Raw genomic sequence first — 19,019 nt, 5'->3', positions numbered from 1 at the left:
TTATTTGCCTCCTCTCTCGGTATCTAGGAACTGATTTAGACTGTCATTCACGATGTCCAATACGGCCTTTGAGGTTAGGGTAGCACCTGCAATAGCATCAACAGTACCATCGGGTGATGGTCTATATAGGACGTAGGGTGATGTTGTATTCAATGGAATATTTCTAAACTGCTCTTTAAACCATTGCTCATCTATACGACCGCCTAGGCCGGGTGTTTCGGAATGGGTTAAAAAATCAACTCCTAGAATCGCATCTAAATCCTTATTGATGGCAATAACACCATGGATGTTTCCCCAGAGACCAGGGCCCTCCATCTCTGTGGCATATCCTTGAAGTTGGTCATCGATATAGCCTTCATAGATAAGAAGGTCTCCACGCTTTGATTCTTTGATGTGTGTGTTATAAAGTGTATTGATTTCTTCAGTTTTCATGGTATCGTCAAATGGAATATTAAAGGCATATAGTATTTTCTTTTGATTTTTAATAAGCTGATTCCCTTGAACTGCAACAATGGTATTTTGATGTAAAGCAGATAATGCAAAGGTGAAAACAGCTGTAATTACCATCATAAAGAGAATGGAATAGAGACTACCTTTTTTCATGCAGTCACCTTCTTTCGGCTGCTTTTATAGATTTTAACACCTTCATCGATGAGGGGGGCAAAGGTATTCCCGATCAATATAGCAAACATGATACCACCAGCAAACAGGGCATAGCCCCGAATAATGACGGTAACAATACCGATGAGGACACCGTAAATCCACTTTCCTTCGACCGTCATAGGGGATGAAATAGGATCGGTTGCCATGAAAACTGTACCAAAAAGCAATCCACCAGAAAGCAGGCCAAACAAAGGATTTGGTATGGTCGATGCACCAAGTATGTAGAGGGTGGTACTCATCAGAAGATAACCCATAAAAACACCAATCATTGTCTGCCATGATGCTGATTTAGTATAGATTAGATAGATAGCAGCTAGAATGATCAGTAAGGCACTGGTTTCTCCAAGGGAGCCAGGAATATTACCAATGAATAACCGAGCAAAAGATTCCGTTTGGCTGGTTTCTCTAAAAATCAACATGGGTGTAGACTGGGATACTGCATCGATGCTCTCGGTGAGCCATACTCCAAATCCGCCTGGGAAACCTGTGGCTGATTTTACCCAATGAATTGTCAAAGGTTCTGGAAAACATACATATACAAAGCATCTTGCCACAAGGGCGGGATTAAATACGTTTCTACCGAACCCACCGAAGACTTCTTTGCCAAAGATAATACCAAACATAATTCCTACTGCGGCAATCCAAAAAGGTGTAGACGGTGGTAAGGTAAGTGTGTACAACATGCAAGTTACAATTACCGCTTCCGAAATAGGCTTGTTATAGCGCTTCTCAAAAAACCATTCCGTAGCTGTTCCAATTCCCACAACCCATACCATTAAAACCAAAGCTCTAAGTCCAAAAAAATAAACGGAAGCAATCACTATGGGAATGAGGCTGTAAATTACTTTTCTCATAAGCTTTTGCTTCATAAACAACGGCTTCTTTATCGCACGCATCTAGACACTCCCTTCTAAAGATATATCTATCCAATACCCAACAAATGGGATATTAAAAACATTACTTTTTAAAAATTAAATCGGAGAAACCTCATATTATTCATAATATGCTAGATGGTGTACATTATTGCATTGAAGTAGTTTGCTTTTGAAGAAGATGATAATGTTCACACTATGGCTCTGTATTTCATAAAATGTTGGTAAGTGGCAAATTACATAAAAGATATTATGGAAAAGGAGCCGATAGCATGAAGATTGGAATAGATGCTAGAGTAGCAAGTTGGCACATAGGTTCTGGTTTAGGAAATTATACGAGTCAAATTATTTCAAATTTAAAGGATATAGATTTATTCAATACTTATATGCTTTTCTACCCAGAAAAAAAAGATCGTTCTTTCGCGAATCTATATAGATCCTCCTATGAGGAAGAAAGAGAACGGAGAGATGATTTTTGGAAGCTGATGTATGGAACGGAATGGGATAGAGATCCTAAAGTAGATATTTTCCATAACACAGTAAATGGGATAGGTATCCCAAGTATGGGAAAACATAGGTTGGTTATTACACTTCATGACTTGATTCCCTATATTATGCCAGAAACCGTCGATAAACCCCATCTGGACTATGTGCTCCGGCATACCCCTGAGGCTATTGCAAGGGCAGATAAAATCATTACCGTATCTCACCACTCTAAAAAAGATATCATGCGCTATTTTGATGTATCGAAGGAAAAAGTTGAGGTAATTTATCATGCAGCAGACAAAATATTTAGGCCTGTTGATAAAAGCGATGCAAAAAATAAAATTGCAGAGGAATATCAAATCACAAGCCCATATATACTGTATTTAGGCGGATTCAGTCCTAGAAAAAACATTGCTAGATTGATTCGGGCCTTTCATATGATTTGCCATGAGTTTGAAGAAGATTATAAGCTTGTGATCTTAGGAGAACCATCAAGAACCTATGGGAACCTTAGAAGGCTTACTGAGAAATTGAGTATTGAGGATAAGGTAATTTTTACTGGGTTTGTACCAACTGGTGATTTACCTTTATTTTATAATGCATGTGAATGCTTTGTTTATCCATCCTTATATGAAGGATTTGGTTTGCCACCTCTTGAAGCTGCCGCGTGCGGTGTACCGGTTGTCACATCGAAGGTATCCTCTATTCCAGAAATAATGGGAAATAGCTGTACCTATATCAATCCCCTTGAAATAGTTGACATAGCCCAGGGGATTTATGATACCATTGTCGATCAGGAATTAAGGGGTCAGCTAATTCAGAGAGGATTAGCGCATACTAGAAAGTTTTCATGGGAAAAAGCTTCTAAGGAAACGTTGAAGGTATATGATAGTCTTTCAAAATAAAGCATTAAGACTTTCCTTAAGCGTATCTAGCGGTGTTATGCCACTTTCTTAAAATGCCTATTCATACAGCGAATAAAAAGGGATACAGAGGTCTATAATACCATGAAAGAAGCATGAATATTACACTTATATTACAAATGCAGAAAAAAGTTGTAATTTTTACCAGATAGGAATATAATAATCACAGGTAATAAGAAAATTTTGGAAGAGGAGGTCGTGTATATATGATGATCGCTGTTAGATATACGGTTGCACCCGTCTGTGCTTGTTCTTATAGAAAAACTGAATCAAATTCAAAATTTGCACGGCCCATAGGCAGAGGTATTATTCTGTAATTATGTATTTTTAACATAGAACTTTTTAGTGCCATGGGTAGTGTGATACTATCTATGGCTTTTTGATTTTCCATTCTCATAGACTGTCAGTCAGAGAAACGATGGATTGAATTCATGTACGTTTCTTTTAAATTAGAGGAAAGCCATAGGTAGCATTATGAACCTATGGCTTTTATTTTTGCGCAGAAAGGAGAGGATAATATTGATTAAGGTGATTCTAATTTAGGCTGTAATTGAGAAAAGTAAGACATGAGGGGGTAGTAGTCATGGGTAGAGAAAATACGATAACAGTAAATTCAGAAATTATAGGCTTAACAGACATTGTAAAAACAGGGAGGAATAAATTTATGTCATTATTAAATTTCAACTTAAATATCAGCCATTTTCATATAGATATTCGAGTAAAACGAGATGAAGAAAAAAGAAAAGAAAAAATACGAAAAATAATCGAACATGAGAAAAGGCTTAATGAGTTAATGGAGCAAAGAAATAGAATCGATGTTCAATTTATGAGAATCAATATGTAAAAAACAGATGGGTTTTCCCATCTGTTTTTTACATATTGACTTGTATCCGCAAACTTTTATCACTAAAGAATGAGAAGTTTTCGCACTATAGAAAATACTTCATAACTCTCCAGAGAGGTGAGAAGAAAATGATGAATTTTAGAAATTTTCGAAAAAATTTTAAAAGATTCGATTTGAATATATAATTAGATATTGAGATATAAATGATCTATTGCAAATAACATTGAGTAAACATAGTTGTAATTGACTAGGAAGGATGGAGAACATGACAAAGTTAGCAGAGGAATTAATTAAATCATTGTATGGATTGGGTGTGCGGTATGTATTTGGTATTCCAGGTGGACCCTCTATCCCTTATATGGAAGCCATGCGAAATCATGGCATGGAATTTGTTACAGTAGCGAATGAGCAAAGTGCTGGGATGATGGCAGATGTTTTTGGACGCCTAACAGGAATTCCAGGTGTATGTCATGCTACATTTGGTCCAGGCACAACAAATTTGTCTACGGGTATAGGCGGTGCTTTGCTCGACCGCTCTCCTTTGATTGCTTTTACGACAGAGGTTAAGGATGAAGATCTGGGCAGAAAAGTCCAAATGAATGTGGATCATCAAGCACTGCTTAAGCCAATAACAAAATGGACAACTAGATTGTCTAAGGATAATTTTAAGGCTACCATTACGAATGCATTCCAAATAGCTACTGCTGAAGCACCAGGTCCTGTACATATTGGTTTACCAGTAAATGTTGCTGAAATGGATTTAGATGCTGATCATATGATCAATTACTTTGAGAAAAAATCTATATTACCACCAGATTCATTGTTGTTAGCAGAAGTTAAGACAATACTAGAAAAAGCAAAAAAACCAATCTTAGCAATAGGACTTACGGCATTTCGACATGGACTTCACCATTCCATAAGGGAGTTTTTGAACAAAAATAACATTCCAGTGGTGCTTACACCCATGGCGAAAGGGATTGTTCCAGAGGATCATCCCTCCTATGTAGGCGTTCTTTTTCATGCAAAAAGTGAGTGTGCAGCATCTATCTACAGAAATGCAGACTTAGTAATTGGACTCGGATATGATTCTATCGAATTTAATTATGAGGCGTGGATGCCCTCCGTTCCGCTCATCCATATAGATACTGAGCCTGTAGATATCACCCCAGAATATAATGTGGCTTGCGAAATACTCGGAAATTTAAGGGATTCTATTGCTTATTTGAATACACTGGAGCTACCTACCTATGATTGGAATTTTAAAGAAATTGAGGATACAAAACTTCAAATGTTTGCGGCCTTAATGCCGGAAACAAAAACATTTACTCCCTCTGATGCCATAGGTGTGCTGCAGGAAATAATGCCTAAGGATAGCATATTAACCAGCGATGTGGGTGCACATCTCCACCTATTAGGACAATTATGGAAGGTGCATGAAGGCAGCCGACTTATCATGACAAATGGGTGGTCAACAATGGGCTTTGGGATTCCATCTGCTATTGCAGCCAAATTATGCAGTCCTTCAAGTGCAGTAGCATGTATCACAGGTGATGCTGGGTTCCTAATGAACTGTGGAGAACTTTTAATCGCTAGAAAGAGAAAAATCAATGTAGTTATTGTTGTATTTTGTGATAGCAATCTTAGCTTAATCGAAGTGAAGCAAGGTTGGAATAATGTGGTACAATATGCTACTGATCTACATGAAGGTGAATACTTTGATGCAGATAAATTTCTTGGTGTACCCGTCTTTAAAGCTAAGGACAAGAATGAAATGAAAACATCTTTACAAAGAGCACTTGAGGTTTCCGGTCCAGTAGTGATAGAAGCAGTCGTCGATGGATCAATATATAAGAATTTAATCGCAAGAAATTACAAATAGGTAGTCAATACTTCGAAATTCAGCTAAAGCCCGTGAATACAACCGGTAACCAGGAGAAGGAGATCTTTTTTAACAGAGAGCGAGGTATAGTATGAATAGCTGAAAAAGTAGCTTTTGAAGACGTAGATATCGCTCTTTTTTCAACTAGTGATAATGCAAGGATAAAAACCCCATAGCACAAGGGCTATGGGGTTTTTATGTTTATTTGAAGAAGTTCATAAAAGTTGTAATTACACCTGCATTAAAGAAGTCTATAAATAAGCTTCCGACCAATGGTAAGATGAAAAATGCTGCTGGAGCAGGACCAAATTTTCCTGAGATTGTCTCCATGTTTGCAATAGCGTTTGGTGTTGCACCCATACCGAAGCCACAATGTCCACTTGCCAGTACAGCTGCTTCATAATCTTTACCCATTAAATTAAAGGTAATGAAGTATGCGAATAGCCCCATTAGAGCTGTTTGAGCGACTAACATTACGATCATTGGAATTGCAAGTTCAGCTAGTTCCCAAAGTTTTAATCCCATTAATGCCATGGATAAGAACAAGGATAATGCAGTATTACCTAAAATATCAATTTCATCCATACAGACTTTGAAAGATCCTGTACTATCAGATAAATTACGCATGATGGCTGCTGCAAACATTCCACCAATGTATGGCGGGAAAGTTAATCCTGTGCTTTGAAGAATTAAAGAGATAATGGTTCCAAGTCCCATCGCTAGAATAATTTGTGAAGCAGCAGTAGCAAAATGATTTCCGTTTAGTGCTTTTGTTGTATCTTCAGCAGAAACTCCATTGCTGGTAGATGTGTGCTGCGCCTTTTTTTGCGTTAATCCATTCTTTTCAATCAAACGTTTTCCAAGAGGGCCACCAATCATACTTCCCATGATTAATCCAAAAGTTGCAGCTGCCATGGCTACAGTAGTAGCTCCTGCTGCTCCGGCTTTTTCAAATATTGGAGCAAAAGCACCTGAAGTACCGTGTCCTCCAGTCATAGGTACAGACCCTGTAGCAAGACCGATTAATGGATTTAGATTGAAAACCTTTGCCAAGCTTACACCAACGATGTTTTGAAGTACTACTAGAACAACTGCTAGCCCTAAGAAAATGAAAACCTGAATGCCACCTTTTTTTAGCAATCTAAAGCTAGCTGTAAAGCCTACTGTTGTAAAGAATGCAGTCATTAGCACCTTCTGAAGTGTTGTATCCATTTCAAAGCTCATAATGCCTGTTTGCTTTAACACAAGTGCTAAACAAGCAAATATTAGTCCACCGATAACCGGTGCAGGGATACAATACTTCTCAAGAAAGCTGATTCTCTTTCTTAAAGTTTGGCCTAAGAATAGCACAACTACGGCCAATGCAATGGTTTGGATCATATCCAGTTGTAAAGTCATAAAAATACCTCCTAATATAATGAATAATTACTTCAAATTCATTATAAAGAGGTACTACATCAAACTACAAAATTCTACAAAATACCACGATAAGATTTATATAATTCAATATTTAGCAATAGGTGAAATAGATCAGTCATTTTTCTGAATATTTATTCTAACAACAATACCTTCAATGAATTTTCGGATATTAATCTTCCCCCGTTCCTCCAAGGCGTTTTCCATGTATTTCATTTCTTGTTTCACTTGTTTAAGGTCGAATAAGCTTGTGCTATACTCGACAAACTTATTATTGTCATAATCGTCATATCCAAGAGCAGAAACGTTTTCCAAAGCTTTTAAGATTGTTCTTCGAATTCTTTGCTCAATGGTTTTGGTATGGGTGCCCACATTGCCTAAATCTTTTTCTTCTTCTGCGATTTGATGATAAAAATCCTGGAGTTGGTAAGAAGCGAATGGATATTGCTTTTTGAAATCCAGTATTTTATTGATTAGTTTCATAAGATCTTTACTGCCGGATTCACCGATAATTCCAATGTCTGTAAAAATTTGAGTGATCGTATCGTTAACACTTGTTCTACTAGACATTTGTCCTTCCCTCGGTATACCTAATACGGCACTTTTGATGAGTTGTACGGAACGTTCTAGCTCAATATTATGACATACACCTCTTATGACATTGATTGCTTCGATCATGTTGATAGGCTTTCCAATGAAAAAAACAATGCCGTTTTCATAGGCCCTAGCAATCATATGCTGATCCTCTACTTGAGAAATCATAATGAACTTTCCGTGAAAACCCTCTTTCTTAGCGGCTTCAATGATCTGCACACCATCCTTAAAAGGAAGCAATAGATCTATTAATACAATATCAGGATTGTAGAAAAGGATCTCTTCTACGGCATGTTCTCCACTATTTAATTCTGCAACAACTCTGCCTAAATTATTTTTTGATATCAAATTACAAAGCATTTTTCTGATATTGATATCATCATCGATAATAAAAAAAGTATTTGACATAAATCATCACCCTATTAAAGATTGTTTTGGTATTGAAAGAATAAAGGAAGTTCCTTTTTCAAGTTCGGACGTAACGGAAATGCTTCCATGTAATGTTTCAATAATATTTTTTACATGGGAAAGACCGATTCCAGTGGAAGGTTTCCCTGTATGAACATCGTATTTTGTAGTAAAACCCGGATTGAAAATATATGGGAGAACGTCTTCCTCGATGCCCTCTCCATGGTCTGTTACACTAAAAAAAATGTGATTGTTGTTGCTATACTCAGTGACTTGAATAACACCATTGCTACCTGAAGCATCAATGGCATTGATGATTAGATTGTTCATCACCGTAAATAAATTATAGTATTTTATGAGCCTAAAGTCATCAATAAAATCAAATTGAATGGTAATGTCCTTTTGATAAGTAGACAGATAGCGATGGATGTTTTCTTTAATAATATTTTGCATATCCTGAAGGGTCATTGAACCACTATCTTCAAAGTTTTTTAAAAAACTCTCAAACCCACCTAATACACGATGGTAATCTTTCTTTATTTCATGAACTTCACGAGCAATATCGAGAGTATCTTCCTGAAGATCCGCGTGTTCCTTATATTTTTCGTAAAGCCTGTAGCTTTTGCTCATTACCGTTTCAATATCGTCCATAGATTTTCTTAAATAGAACATCTCTGCTTGAATGTCGGCGATGAGAATATTTAGTTGACCATATCTTTTTTGATGTTCACGATTTAGTATGAACAGTTCTTGATTTTTATAAAGTAAATAAATGAAGTAGGCTATAATACTTCTAGCCAATCCAACCAATACAATAACCTGGAGCATGTGAAAATTGATGAGTTTATCTCGAATTAGAGCTTCTGCAATGTTACTAAGGGAATCAACAGAAGCCATTAGAAATACCGTGGTGAGAAGTTGCTCCCGATACTTACGGACCCCTAAAAAGAAAGCGAGAAATCCGTATACCAAATAATATATCGCGGAGGGGAGATTATAGCTGATTAATTGTGGTAGAGAAAGGGTAGAAAAATATATGCCCGTTATATTTCTTAATACAAAAACACCAATGGTGGCGAGAAGCGCTATAGAGAATTCTGAGATATCATCGATCACTAAAATAATCAGGTTTAAAGCAATAATTCCTGCAGAGATTCTCAGAGAACTATTAAAAGGATAAAAATATATTTCGCCAAACAAAGCGATGGTAATCATAAAAAGAAAATATTTTTTTGCTTTTTCCATAGAATCCTCCAAAAGGCAGCAAGTTTATGTGAATACATGAGTTCAGAGAAAATTAAAATAATATATCTTTATAAGCAAGTCAATATTCATTATACCAATTTTGAGATAAAATACAAAAAATAATACATAGAATGGATGATAGAATGAACTTTGATTAATATTAAAAAAATTCTGACAAATAATCATTTATAAATATTGAATATACAAGGGGAGGAAGGTATACTAGTGATATGGTGAAAAATGTATGATTTTATCAAAAAAAGTATCGATGATAAAATATTCGATAAATAGGTGGGATGGGTGTATGAGCAGTCAATATAAGAAATTATTCGGAATAAAACTCATAACACTACGATTTTTATTAATCAGCTTGTCTGCTTTTATGATTATTTTTTTCTATAGCACAGTTTTAGGACAAGCTATAGACGAGTCTAAAACTGTTTTACTGATTAATTCTTATCATAAAGGGTACATGTGGACAGATAGTATTACGGAAGCAATTACAAAAAGATTTCAAGAAGAAGCAGAGATAAATTTACTGATTGAATACATAGATTGGAAAAACTATCCTCAACCTCAAAATCTACATAATTTTTATGATAGGATGAACTATAAGTATGCGAATAAAGAAATTGATTTGATTATAGCCAGTGATGATGCTGCGCTAAATTTCACATTAGACAATAGGGAGAAACTTTTCTCAGATGTACCTATTGTCTTTTGTGGTATCTATACAAATACTGCCCAAGTTCATATGAACCAAGAGAAGAATATCACTGGCGTAGTAGAGAAAATTGATCCTAAGCGGACACTTCGTGCTGCTTTGACCATTGATCCCAATATTAAAAGTGTATATGTATTTCATGACAATACTGAAACTGGAATCCAGTCTTTTCATGATGTTATAAAAAGCGTTAATGAAGTGAATAGTCGATTAAATGTGGTTTCTTTGAGTGCCATGAGTTTTACCGATATTACTACCAAGGGGCTAAATCTACCAAAAGATAGTATCATACTTATGACAGGTTTTGTAAGAGATATCGAAGGAAGAGCCATGGGTGTTGAGAGGTGGGTTGACGTGCTTCGAAAAAATATAACCACGCCTATTTATGGCTTATATGAAATGGGATTAGGACATGGAATCATAGGTGGAAGTCTTTTGAGCGGTGAAATGGAAGGGGAAGAGGCAGCGAATATAAGCATTAGAATTCTCAAAGGTGCAAATATTGCTTCAATACCACTTCAAATGAAGCAAAATACTTCTTTTAAGTTTGATTATGATCAGCTAGAGGCCTTTGGTATTCCAATAAAGAAATTACCATTAGGCAGCATTATTATTAATAAGCCCTTCTCCTTCTATGAAACCTATCGTTATCTTGTTTGGTCGGTATTAGCGGTTTTTATATCCATGGCAGTATTTATCATCCTATTGTATAGAAATATTAAAATACGAAAAAAAGTCGAAAGAGACTTGATATTTAGTCATGAGGAACTTAGTGACCTATATGAAGAGCTTGCTGCCTCAGAAGAAGAATTGCGAGTACAAAATCAACTTTTAGAAGAGAGTAGAAATGATATTCAAAAAAGTGCTGAAAGATATCAGTTGGTTTTCGAAGCTAGTAATGAGGGCCTATGGGAATTAGATTTGCTTACCAATGAAAGCTTTTTCTCTGAGAGCTGGTTTGAAATATTTGATTACTATAAAAATAACAAAATGAATAATTTTGATTCATGGGTAGACCGTGTTCATCCAGATGATCGGAAAAATACCCTGGCTATTTTAGCAGCATTAAAAAATGGAGAGATTGGTCATTTTGCGTGTGAGTATAGGATTCAACGGAAAAATGGTGATTATCAGTGGGTGTTTGCAAAGGGCATAGCTTTAAAAGATCATCATAACAACATAAAAAGAGTGGCTGGTTCCCATGCCAATATCCACGAGAAAAGAATTCAAGAGGAAAGAATTAAGGAGTTAGCTTTCTATGATACTTTAACAAATCTGCCCAATAGAGCATCTCTAAATCAAAAACTTAGTTCAATACTTTGTGAATCAAAAGAGCAGGACACAAAAACTGCTATATTGTTTATAGATATTGATAATTTTAAAATTATAAACGATGCCTTTGGACATACCTTTGGTGACATTTTATTGATGAGCCTTGGAGAGCGACTTCAAGAAAAGACAGCACCGAATGTGTACATTGGGCGATTGGGTGGAGATGAATTTCTGATTCTCTATGAAAATGTGAAGCATAAAGATCAGATAGAGGGTTTTATAAAGAATGTCATCAAGTGTTTTGAAAAAGAATTTGTTATCGATCAGAAAAAGTTTCATATAACTTCAAGTATTGGAGTTGCAATATATCCAGAAGATGGAACTTCTTTAGATGATTTGCTAAAAAATGCGGATACAGCCATGTATCGTGCTAAGCAAGAAGGAAAGAATTGTTATCGTTTCTTTGAACCTTCTATGAATGAAGATCTTGAAGAAAAACTGCTTTTGCAAAACGGACTTAGATATGCTCTTGAGCGGAATGAATTTACGCTATACTATCAGCCAGAAATTGAAACGGGCAGTGGAAATATTTATGGATTTGAAGCATTAATTCGATGGATTAGTCCAGAACATGGATTTATTCAGCCTTTAAAATTTATTGAAATATTAGAGGAAACAGGATTAATAGCGGATGTAGGGAAATGGGTGATAAAGGAAGCCTGTGAATTTGCAAAAGAAATTAATAGTAATGGCAAGACGGAAGTAATCGTGTCAGTGAATGTATCTCCTATTCAATTGACCCATAGTGATTTTGTGGATAGTGTTAAGCAGATTATTAAAGTGTCAGGTGTATCTCCAAGACTTATTGGGTTCGAAATAACAGAGACTGCCCTTATGGAATCTTTTTCACAAAATATTGAAAAGCTTTATGAGCTCAAGGAGCTCGGAATTCGTATCATTTTGGATGATTTTGGAACAGGGTATTCCTCTTTGAACTACTTAAGAAAATTGCCAATCAGCATACTAAAGATTGATAAATCATTCGTTGATGATCTAATGAATGAGGAGGGTAGTCCATTAACTGCATCCATTGTGTCATTGGCTCATTCCATTGGACTTAGGGTTGTTGCAGAAGGGGTTGAAACGGCAACGCAGTTCGAAATATTGAAGAAGTATCATTGTGATCTAATACAAGGTTATTTGATTAGTAAGCCTGTCCCGAAAGAAGAGACTAAAAAATTTCTCAATGTTTAATATAAAGATTCAATTAGTAGGTGAGATTTTTAAAACAGTCTCAAGCATGCGTTAAAAAAGTGAAATGTGCATTTGAAAGGAGCGTTTAAATGAAAGCAATCATTACGGGGGGAAGTTCGGGTTTAGGCTATGAAATAGCCAAGCAACTTAGAGAAAAAAAGTATGATGTGATTCTTATCGGTAGAAGTAGGGAAAAATTAAATAATGCAAAGGCACGGTTGAGTGAAATTGAATCTGAGGCGACAATTGAATGTTTTGATTTTGATATTGCAGACGAATCCAATGTGATTCATTTCTTCAAAATATTAAATGACCGTCATGAAGTGATCACATATTTATTCAATGTTGCAGGAAAATCATATTATGGTAAAATCGAAGAAATCTCTCATACAACTATTATGGATACACTTCAAGCCAACATGATTGGTTTAATGCTCATGACTGTCCATGGGATAAAGCTTTTTAACTCAGTTCCTTCCTCAAAACAAAGAATTGTGAGCATTTTATCCACCGCTGCCCTTAAAGGTAAAAAGTATGAAACAATCTACAATGCTTCAAAATGGGGTGCTCGCGGGTTTTTAGAGTCGGTAAGAGATGAAGTTACAAGTACTCATATTGATATTATTAATATTTATCCTGGTGGTATGCAAACTGCATTCTGGGATCATAGTAGATCTGGGTATGCAGTGGATACTTTTATGAAACCAGAAGATGTGGCGAAGCAAATTGTTGGAATAACGATAGACCATTGTACGTGGATCAGCGATGTAACCATCAATCGACCAAGACAACACTATTAATATGTGGAAATGTAATTCTTTGTTTATTACATCACAGTTATAGATTTACCCGGCAGGCAATTGAAACTTCCCTTTGTTTTTCAATTTATTATTAGTGATGGGACTTGTAAAATAGAAAGGTGATAATATGGCAGAGATTAAATATGAGGTAAAGGAAATATATGGGACCCTTTCAGAGTCCACGAAAGGATGGACGAAAGAATTAAGGAGCATCAGTTGGAATAACCGTGAACCGAAGTATGATATCAGAGAATGGGCTCCTAATGATGAAAAAATGGGGAAGGGAATTACGCTATCAAAAGAAGAACTGAAGAAGCTAAAAGATATTTTAAATAGCATGGATGTATAGCCGGCGGTGCTAAACTAGACAGCGTATTTTACAAAAAGTTGCGTTTTGATTTTTAAAGATAAGGACATACACAGATTTAATCCTCCTGCATAGCATAACAATATGGGCATTATTAATGAAAAAGGGGGACATTATATATGGCTAAAAAAGGATCCATTAAGAGGGTTTTTCCAGGGGGAAATACTGCAAAAGGCTTCTTTTCATACTACGATAATATCATAGGAACGGATGCCACAAGACTATTTATCATCAAAGGCGGCCCAGGTGTAGGGAAGTCATCCTTTATGAAGAAGATAGCTCAAGAGATGGTTGACAAGGGCTATGATGTTGAGTTTCATCAGTGTTCGTCAGACAATGGTTCTTTAGATGGTGTTGTGATTCCTGAATTAAAGATAGGGATGATCGATGGTACAGCACCTCATGTAGTCGATCCTAAACATCCTGGCGGAATCGATGAAATTCTTAACTTTGGTGAGTTTTGGAACGAAGAGGGCATGAGAAAGAACAGAGATCAAATTGTAGAGATCACAGGGAAGCTTGGAAAACTATATAAGAGAGTATACCGTTTTATAGCAGCCGCCAAATCTTTACGAGATGACATGGAGGTTATCTACAAAGAAGCATTGGATAAAGGAAAGTTCAATCTAGCCCTTACAAAATTTAAGGCTGAAGTTACTGCAGGTGTGCCACATATGCAAAAAGAAGGCAAAACAAGGCATTTATTTGGAAGCGCTTATGCACCCGGCGGTATTGTAGACTACTATGAAACGGTAGTCGAAACTATGGAGAAAGTAATCTACATCAACAGTTCATATGTGGAAGGTACGTCTAAGATCTTGGAGGAAGTCGTTGATGAGGCAGTGAAGAAAGGATTATTTGTAGAAGTATACCATGAGCCTATGGTAGAAACCAACATAGAGACCATCTTAATTCCTGAATTAAAGGTTGCCATCACAGCCAGTAAAAAATATAGACACAAGAACATGAAGGTCTTTGATGTGGATTCCTTTATGGATAAAGACATCCTAGCGGAAAATGAAGATAAGTTAAAGGAAGATCAAGCATTGATCGATGAGTTGCTTACAAAAGGTTTGGCAAATATATTGGTTGCAAAGAAAGAACATGATATTCTTGAGACATGCTATATACCGAATATGAATTTTAAAGAAATTGATAAATTCAGAGAAGCAATGATAGAGAGAATCATGAAGTATGAGAAGGAATTAGAAGAATAAGTATTGAGAGAATATGATATGTATTTTTGAATGTATAAAAACCCATACTCCGCTAGATTTGGAGTACGGGTTTTATCATTTCTCTATCTATTGCACTGAGTAAAATGAAATTGTAGAAAAAATAAAATTTAATGTAGAATATTGGAATTAAATGGTATAATAAGACAAATATATGTGAACACATAAGTTTATCTTAAGATATGAACGTCTGAAAGGAGATCGTATGGCTAAGGTAACTTTAACTCAGATGAAAAAATACTTAAATTCAAAAACGGATGCACAATTGAGAGAAGAAATTCTTCAGTTAATGAAGCTATTTCCAAATGTAAAAGAGTATTATGCTGTAAGAGTAAATTCAGATGAAAATGAAATAATGGAAAAATATAAGAAAATTATCAGAAATGAATTCTTTCCTGTTAGAGGATTCGGAAAACTAAGGTATGCTGTAATGAAAAAGGCACTGGATGATTTTAAAAAGATTTCTACAAACCCTGCTTCTATTGCAGAACTCATGATTACTTATGTCGAATCTGGTGTTGAATTTACAAATGCTTATGGAGATATAGATGAGGTATTCTATGTAAAAATTGAAAATATGTATGAGAAACTATTAGCTTACGTAAGTGAAAACGATCTTGAGGATACTTATGTGAAACGACTGGCAGAGATTAAGGATCAATGTATGGGAATTGGCTGGGAATTTGAGGATACAATGATGGATCTATACTATAACTATTTTAGCGATGATGAAGATTAAATAAACAAGTATACCACCATATTTATGATTTACATGGAGGTAAAAAGCAGATGAAAGATTATGAATTGCTATTTAAAGAGTATATGAAGTTAAAAGATGCATATGAGAAATTACAGGATGAAAATAGAGAACTTCGTGAAAGATTAGGTGTACTCGAAGAAGCACCCAGTAAAGACCGCATTAAAGAGATGGCAATTACTGCATTAGAAACACAAGAGTTGGATAGTGTTACCTTGCACTCTACACCTGATCTAAAAATTGATTTATTTAGAAGTTTGTTTAGAGGCAGGGATGATGTTTATGCCCTACGATGGGAGAGTATTTCAAATGGAAAATCTGGATATAGTCCAGCATGTGCAAATGAATGGAAAAAAGGAGTATGTTTTAAGCCTAAGATGAAATGTGGAGAGTGTAATCAAAGAAAATACCTTCATTTAACAGATAAAGATATTTATGAGCATTTATCAAGTAAAAATAGTAAGACCATTGGAATATATCCTCTGTTACAAGATGAGACCTGTTATTTCCTAGCAGTTGATTTTGACAAGGATAGTTGGCGGGATGATGCAAAAGCTTTTCTGAAATCATGCGAGGAGTTTGAAGTACCAGCGGCTTTAGAGTGTTCAAGATCAGGTGATGGAGCACATATCTGGATATTTTTTGAGATGCCTATTCGTGCAAGTATGGCAAGAAGATTAGGATCCCTTATATTAACATACACATTGGAAAGAAGACATCAATTAGGTATGGATTCTTATGATAGATTTTTTCCAAATCAGGATACCTTGCCGAAAGGGGGCTTTGGAAACCTAATTGCACTGCCATTACAAGGAGTACCTAGGACTGAAGGCAAAAGTATATTTTTAGATGATAATCTTCTACCATATGAAGATCAGTGGCACTATCTTTCTACCATAAAGAGGCTGCAGTTTTCAGAAGTAGAAGAAATTATTTTAAGATTGGAAGAACAGACTAGTGAATTACATGATGTATTCCAAACAAACATAGAAGTAGAAGACGAAGCAGAAAATCTATGGAACAGCAATAAGCAAATTAACCTGGAAAGGTTTAAAATTAATGACATTCTTCCAGCAGAAGTTAAAGCTATTATTAGCAACATGCTATATATTGATAAGCAAGGATTACCACCTAGGCTAATGAACTACTTAATTCGTACAGCAGTTTTTAATAATCCAGAGTTTTATCGTGCCCAAGCTATGAGACTGCCTACCTATAATAAGCCAAGAATAATAAACTGTTCTGAAGAACACATGAAATACTTAGTTTTACCTAGGGGTTGTATAGGAAGCGTGAAGCAGATTTTAGAAGTGAATGAGGTTAATTTGAAAATACAAGAAGAGCGAAATGAAGGTATACCCATAGATGCGACTTTTACTGGCGTATTGACTAATGAGCAGGAAAGAGCTGCTGAGGCATTATTTGTCGAGGAACAAGGCGTACTTTCTGCTGCTACAGGTTTTGGAAAAACTGTTCTCGCTTCATGGATCATAGGAGAAAGGAAAGTAAATACGTTGATTATTGTCCATAGAAGACAACTCCTTGACCAATGGAAGGAACGAATATCAACTTTTTTGGATGTTGACAGAAAGAATATAGGAGAAATAGGTGGGGGGAAAAATAAGAGAACGGGAATTATTGATATAGCAATCATGCAAAGTTTGATCTCTAAAGATCAAGCAAAAAATTTGGTAGAAGAGTATGGGCAAGTGATTATAGATGAATGCCATCATGTCTCTGCTTTTAGTTTTGAGAAGGTAATGAAGACTGTTAAGGCAAAATATATCTATGGATTAACTGCAACCCCGACGAGAAAAGATGGGCATCAGCCCATCGTATTGATGCAGTGTGGTCCGATTCGCTATAAAGTAGATGCAAAACAGCTGATAGCAGCTAACAACATGAAGCACGTTGTAATACCAAGAAATACAAATTTACAGTATCAGACGTCTACAGATTCAACGAAACCTTCTATTCAAGAAAGCTATGGTGCAATGATTTCCGATGAAGAAAGAAATGATATGATTTTTAATGATGTTTTAATGGCAATAGAGAAAGGATGTACGCCCCTATTATTGACGGAAAGAACTGCCCATGTAGATTATTTTGAAGAAAGATTTAGAGGCTTTGTAAAGAATATAATTGTTTTTCGCGGGGGAATGGGTAAAAGACAGAGACAAGCTCTAGAGGAACAAATAAATAGTATCCAAGACAATGAGGAAAGGTTAATTATTTCGACGGGAAGATATATTGGAGAAGGCTTTGATGATGCAAGGTTAGACACACTATTTTTAACTATGCCAATTTCCTGGAAGGGCACTTTGCAGCAATATGCAGGAAGACTCCATAGACTTCATACAAACAAGCGAAAAGTACAGATATTTGATTATGTAGATAATAAGATACCTATGCTCTTCAGAATGTACAAGAAAAGACTTAGTGGATATAAAAATATGGGATATGAAATACAAGATAGTAAACAGCGAAGTATCTACATTTAACTTTCTTTGAAAATGCTTTATAATAAGAATATAGACAAGTTGATTATGACAAAAAGATAGCATATCAGGTTTACATTCATCAAAATGGGAAGGTGAGAATGATGAAATGGGAAGAAGTAAGGAAAGTATTCCCCAATCAATTCGTAAAGATTGAGGTTTTAAAGTCCCATGTGGAAGATGATAAGGAATATATTGATGAAATGGCTGTAATCGGAACAGTTGATGAACTACAAGCTACGGATGAACTGTTAAGTTCGAAGAACAATGTTTTGGTGTACCATACATCCAAAGAACAGATTGTTTTGAAGATCCGAAGTAGAATTGGACTAAGGAGAGTATTTAGAAATGAATATCGAGCTTAGAGATGGATTATTATTTACATCTGTTGAAATCGAATATATGGGACAATCAAAAATAATCGATAATATTGTTATAGATACAGGTGCTTCCCATTCTTTATTTTCTCAGGATGCAGTAGATGATATCGGCATTCGAGTGAGTGTTGAGGACGAAATTGTGGTATCCTATGGCATAGGCGGAAAAGAACATGCTTTTATTAAGAATGTAGATAAAATGAAAATTGATACTTTCGCTGCAAATAATGTTGCATTAGACTTTACTTCATTTCCATTTGAAGATATCAATGGACTTTTAGGCCTAGATTTTTTATTGAAAGGTGAATTCATCATAGATCTCAAGAGCATACAAATATCTCGTTAATAAAGAATTAATGGAAGAAACTATATGCATTATAAGTAAATAACAAATTCGACCACACG

16 protein-coding genes are annotated in these 19,019 nt (G+C 35.6%); 11 read left to right on the top strand and 5 right to left on the bottom strand.

The genetic code is table 11. The annotated features are described in order from the left end of the window. The gene (locus HNQ80_RS09905) at positions 1 to 603 is read right to left on the bottom strand and encodes an FMN-binding protein (RefSeq protein ID WP_184310491.1); all 603 of its coding nucleotides are present in this window, start codon (positions 601 to 603) and stop codon (positions 1 to 3) included. Beyond that, a complete protein-coding gene (locus HNQ80_RS09900) occupies positions 600 to 1,559 on the bottom strand; it encodes an RnfABCDGE type electron transport complex subunit D (protein ID WP_184310490.1) in 960 nt (319 codons plus the stop codon). The genes HNQ80_RS09905 and HNQ80_RS09900 overlap by 4 nt, the downstream gene beginning before the upstream one ends. Positions 1,560 to 1,807: 248 nt before the next feature. On the opposite strand from HNQ80_RS09900, the gene HNQ80_RS09895 reads away from it, so the two are divergent. The 3 genes from HNQ80_RS09895 (at position 1,808) to HNQ80_RS09885 (ending at position 5,667) form a co-directional block, all read left to right on the top strand. Then, the gene (locus HNQ80_RS09895; RefSeq protein ID WP_184310489.1) at positions 1,808 to 2,926 is read left to right on the top strand and encodes a glycosyltransferase family 4 protein; all 1,119 of its coding nucleotides are present in this window, start codon (positions 1,808 to 1,810) and stop codon (positions 2,924 to 2,926) included. 601 nt (positions 2,927 to 3,527) lie between these two features. Beyond that, positions 3,528 to 3,788 carry a hypothetical protein gene (locus tag HNQ80_RS09890; RefSeq protein ID WP_184310488.1) on the top strand — a complete coding sequence of 87 codons (261 nt, stop codon included), beginning with the start codon at positions 3,528 to 3,530 and terminating at the stop codon, positions 3,786 to 3,788. A 265-nt stretch (positions 3,789 to 4,053) separates the two neighbouring features. After that, positions 4,054 to 5,667 carry a thiamine pyrophosphate-binding protein gene (locus tag HNQ80_RS09885; RefSeq protein WP_184310487.1) on the top strand — a complete coding sequence of 538 codons (1,614 nt, stop codon included), beginning with the start codon at positions 4,054 to 4,056 and terminating at the stop codon, positions 5,665 to 5,667. Between the two features lie 201 nt (positions 5,668 to 5,868). On the opposite strand, the gene gltS is transcribed toward HNQ80_RS09885, so the two are convergent. The 3 genes from gltS to HNQ80_RS09870 form a co-directional block, all read right to left on the bottom strand. After that, positions 5,869 to 7,065 carry a sodium/glutamate symporter gene (gene gltS / locus HNQ80_RS09880; protein ID WP_184310486.1) on the bottom strand — a complete coding sequence of 399 codons (1,197 nt, stop codon included), beginning with the start codon at positions 7,063 to 7,065 and terminating at the stop codon, positions 5,869 to 5,871. Between the two features lie 132 nt (positions 7,066 to 7,197). Next, the gene (locus tag HNQ80_RS09875) at positions 7,198 to 8,085 is read right to left on the bottom strand and encodes a response regulator (RefSeq protein WP_184310485.1); all 888 of its coding nucleotides are present in this window, start codon (positions 8,083 to 8,085) and stop codon (positions 7,198 to 7,200) included. Positions 8,086 to 8,091: 6 nt separating this feature from the next. Next, positions 8,092 to 9,330: an ATP-binding protein gene (locus HNQ80_RS09870; protein ID WP_184310484.1), complete on the bottom strand. Its 1,239-nt coding sequence runs from the start codon at positions 9,328 to 9,330 to the stop codon at positions 8,092 to 8,094. A 304-nt stretch (positions 9,331 to 9,634) separates the two neighbouring features. Here HNQ80_RS09870 and HNQ80_RS09865 point away from each other — a divergent pair, with 304 nt between their 5' ends. The 8 genes from HNQ80_RS09865 (at position 9,635) to HNQ80_RS09830 (ending at position 18,960) form a co-directional block, all read left to right on the top strand. Then, positions 9,635 to 12,580, top strand: a complete 2,946-nt coding sequence (locus HNQ80_RS09865; RefSeq protein WP_184310483.1) for a GGDEF domain-containing phosphodiesterase — start codon at positions 9,635 to 9,637, stop codon at positions 12,578 to 12,580. Between the two features lie 89 nt (positions 12,581 to 12,669). Continuing rightward, on the top strand, positions 12,670 to 13,380 hold the full coding sequence (locus HNQ80_RS09860) for an SDR family NAD(P)-dependent oxidoreductase (RefSeq protein ID WP_184310482.1): 711 nt from the start codon (positions 12,670 to 12,672) through the stop codon (positions 13,378 to 13,380). Positions 13,381 to 13,507: 127 nt separating this feature from the next. After that, positions 13,508 to 13,729 carry a YdbC family protein gene (locus HNQ80_RS09855; RefSeq protein WP_184310481.1) on the top strand — a complete coding sequence of 74 codons (222 nt, stop codon included), beginning with the start codon at positions 13,508 to 13,510 and terminating at the stop codon, positions 13,727 to 13,729. A gap of 137 nt (positions 13,730 to 13,866) precedes the next feature. Then, on the top strand, positions 13,867 to 14,964 hold the full coding sequence (locus tag HNQ80_RS09850) for a hypothetical protein (protein ID WP_184310480.1): 1,098 nt from the start codon (positions 13,867 to 13,869) through the stop codon (positions 14,962 to 14,964). Positions 14,965 to 15,187: 223 nt separating this feature from the next. Then, positions 15,188 to 15,721: a DUF6155 family protein gene (locus HNQ80_RS25595; protein ID WP_207726952.1), complete on the top strand. Its 534-nt coding sequence runs from the start codon at positions 15,188 to 15,190 to the stop codon at positions 15,719 to 15,721. A 50-nt stretch (positions 15,722 to 15,771) separates the two neighbouring features. After that, a complete protein-coding gene (locus HNQ80_RS09840; protein ID WP_207726951.1) occupies positions 15,772 to 18,240 on the top strand; it encodes a TOTE conflict system archaeo-eukaryotic primase domain-containing protein in 2,469 nt (822 codons plus the stop codon). 98 nt (positions 18,241 to 18,338) lie between these two features. Next, positions 18,339 to 18,602 (top strand): hypothetical protein, encoded by a 264-nt coding sequence (locus HNQ80_RS09835; RefSeq protein ID WP_330602823.1) that lies wholly within the window; start codon positions 18,339 to 18,341, stop codon positions 18,600 to 18,602. Further along, on the top strand, positions 18,586 to 18,960 hold the full coding sequence (locus HNQ80_RS09830) for a retropepsin-like aspartic protease (RefSeq protein WP_184310479.1): 375 nt from the start codon (positions 18,586 to 18,588) through the stop codon (positions 18,958 to 18,960). The genes HNQ80_RS09835 and HNQ80_RS09830 overlap by 17 nt, the downstream gene beginning before the upstream one ends. Positions 18,961 to 19,019 lie beyond the last annotated feature (59 nt).

It is taken from the genome of Anaerosolibacter carboniphilus (assembly GCF_014205875.1).
GTDB lineage: Bacteria > Bacillota > Clostridia > Peptostreptococcales > Thermotaleaceae > Anaerosolibacter > Anaerosolibacter carboniphilus.
This window is presented reverse-complemented; position numbering and strand designations above follow the sequence as displayed.

Coding starts and splice junctions, on each gene's coding strand:
- HNQ80_RS09850 (WP_184310480.1), top strand. CDS start 13,867: ATGGCTAAAAAAGGATCCATTAAGAGGGTTTTTCCAGGGGGAAATACT.
- gltS (WP_184310486.1), bottom strand. CDS start 7,065: ATGACTTTACAACTGGATATGATCCAAACCATTGCATTGGCCGTAGTT.
- HNQ80_RS09905 (WP_184310491.1), bottom strand. CDS start 603: ATGAAAAAAGGTAGTCTCTATTCCATTCTCTTTATGATGGTAATTACA.
- HNQ80_RS09885 (WP_184310487.1), top strand. CDS start 4,054: ATGACAAAGTTAGCAGAGGAATTAATTAAATCATTGTATGGATTGGGT.
- HNQ80_RS09900 (WP_184310490.1), bottom strand. CDS start 1,559: ATGCGTGCGATAAAGAAGCCGTTGTTTATGAAGCAAAAGCTTATGAGA.
- HNQ80_RS09855 (WP_184310481.1), top strand. CDS start 13,508: ATGGCAGAGATTAAATATGAGGTAAAGGAAATATATGGGACCCTTTCA.
- HNQ80_RS09830 (WP_184310479.1), top strand. CDS start 18,586: ATGAATATCGAGCTTAGAGATGGATTATTATTTACATCTGTTGAAATC.
- HNQ80_RS09895 (WP_184310489.1), top strand. CDS start 1,808: ATGAAGATTGGAATAGATGCTAGAGTAGCAAGTTGGCACATAGGTTCT.
- HNQ80_RS09840 (WP_207726951.1), top strand. CDS start 15,772: ATGAAAGATTATGAATTGCTATTTAAAGAGTATATGAAGTTAAAAGAT.
- HNQ80_RS09865 (WP_184310483.1), top strand. CDS start 9,635: ATGAGCAGTCAATATAAGAAATTATTCGGAATAAAACTCATAACACTA.
- HNQ80_RS09835 (WP_330602823.1), top strand. CDS start 18,339: ATGATGAAATGGGAAGAAGTAAGGAAAGTATTCCCCAATCAATTCGTA.
- HNQ80_RS09890 (WP_184310488.1), top strand. CDS start 3,528: ATGGGTAGAGAAAATACGATAACAGTAAATTCAGAAATTATAGGCTTA.
- HNQ80_RS09860 (WP_184310482.1), top strand. CDS start 12,670: ATGAAAGCAATCATTACGGGGGGAAGTTCGGGTTTAGGCTATGAAATA.
- HNQ80_RS25595 (WP_207726952.1), top strand. CDS start 15,188: ATGGCTAAGGTAACTTTAACTCAGATGAAAAAATACTTAAATTCAAAA.
- HNQ80_RS09875 (WP_184310485.1), bottom strand. CDS start 8,085: ATGTCAAATACTTTTTTTATTATCGATGATGATATCAATATCAGAAAA.
- HNQ80_RS09870 (WP_184310484.1), bottom strand. CDS start 9,330: ATGGAAAAAGCAAAAAAATATTTTCTTTTTATGATTACCATCGCTTTG.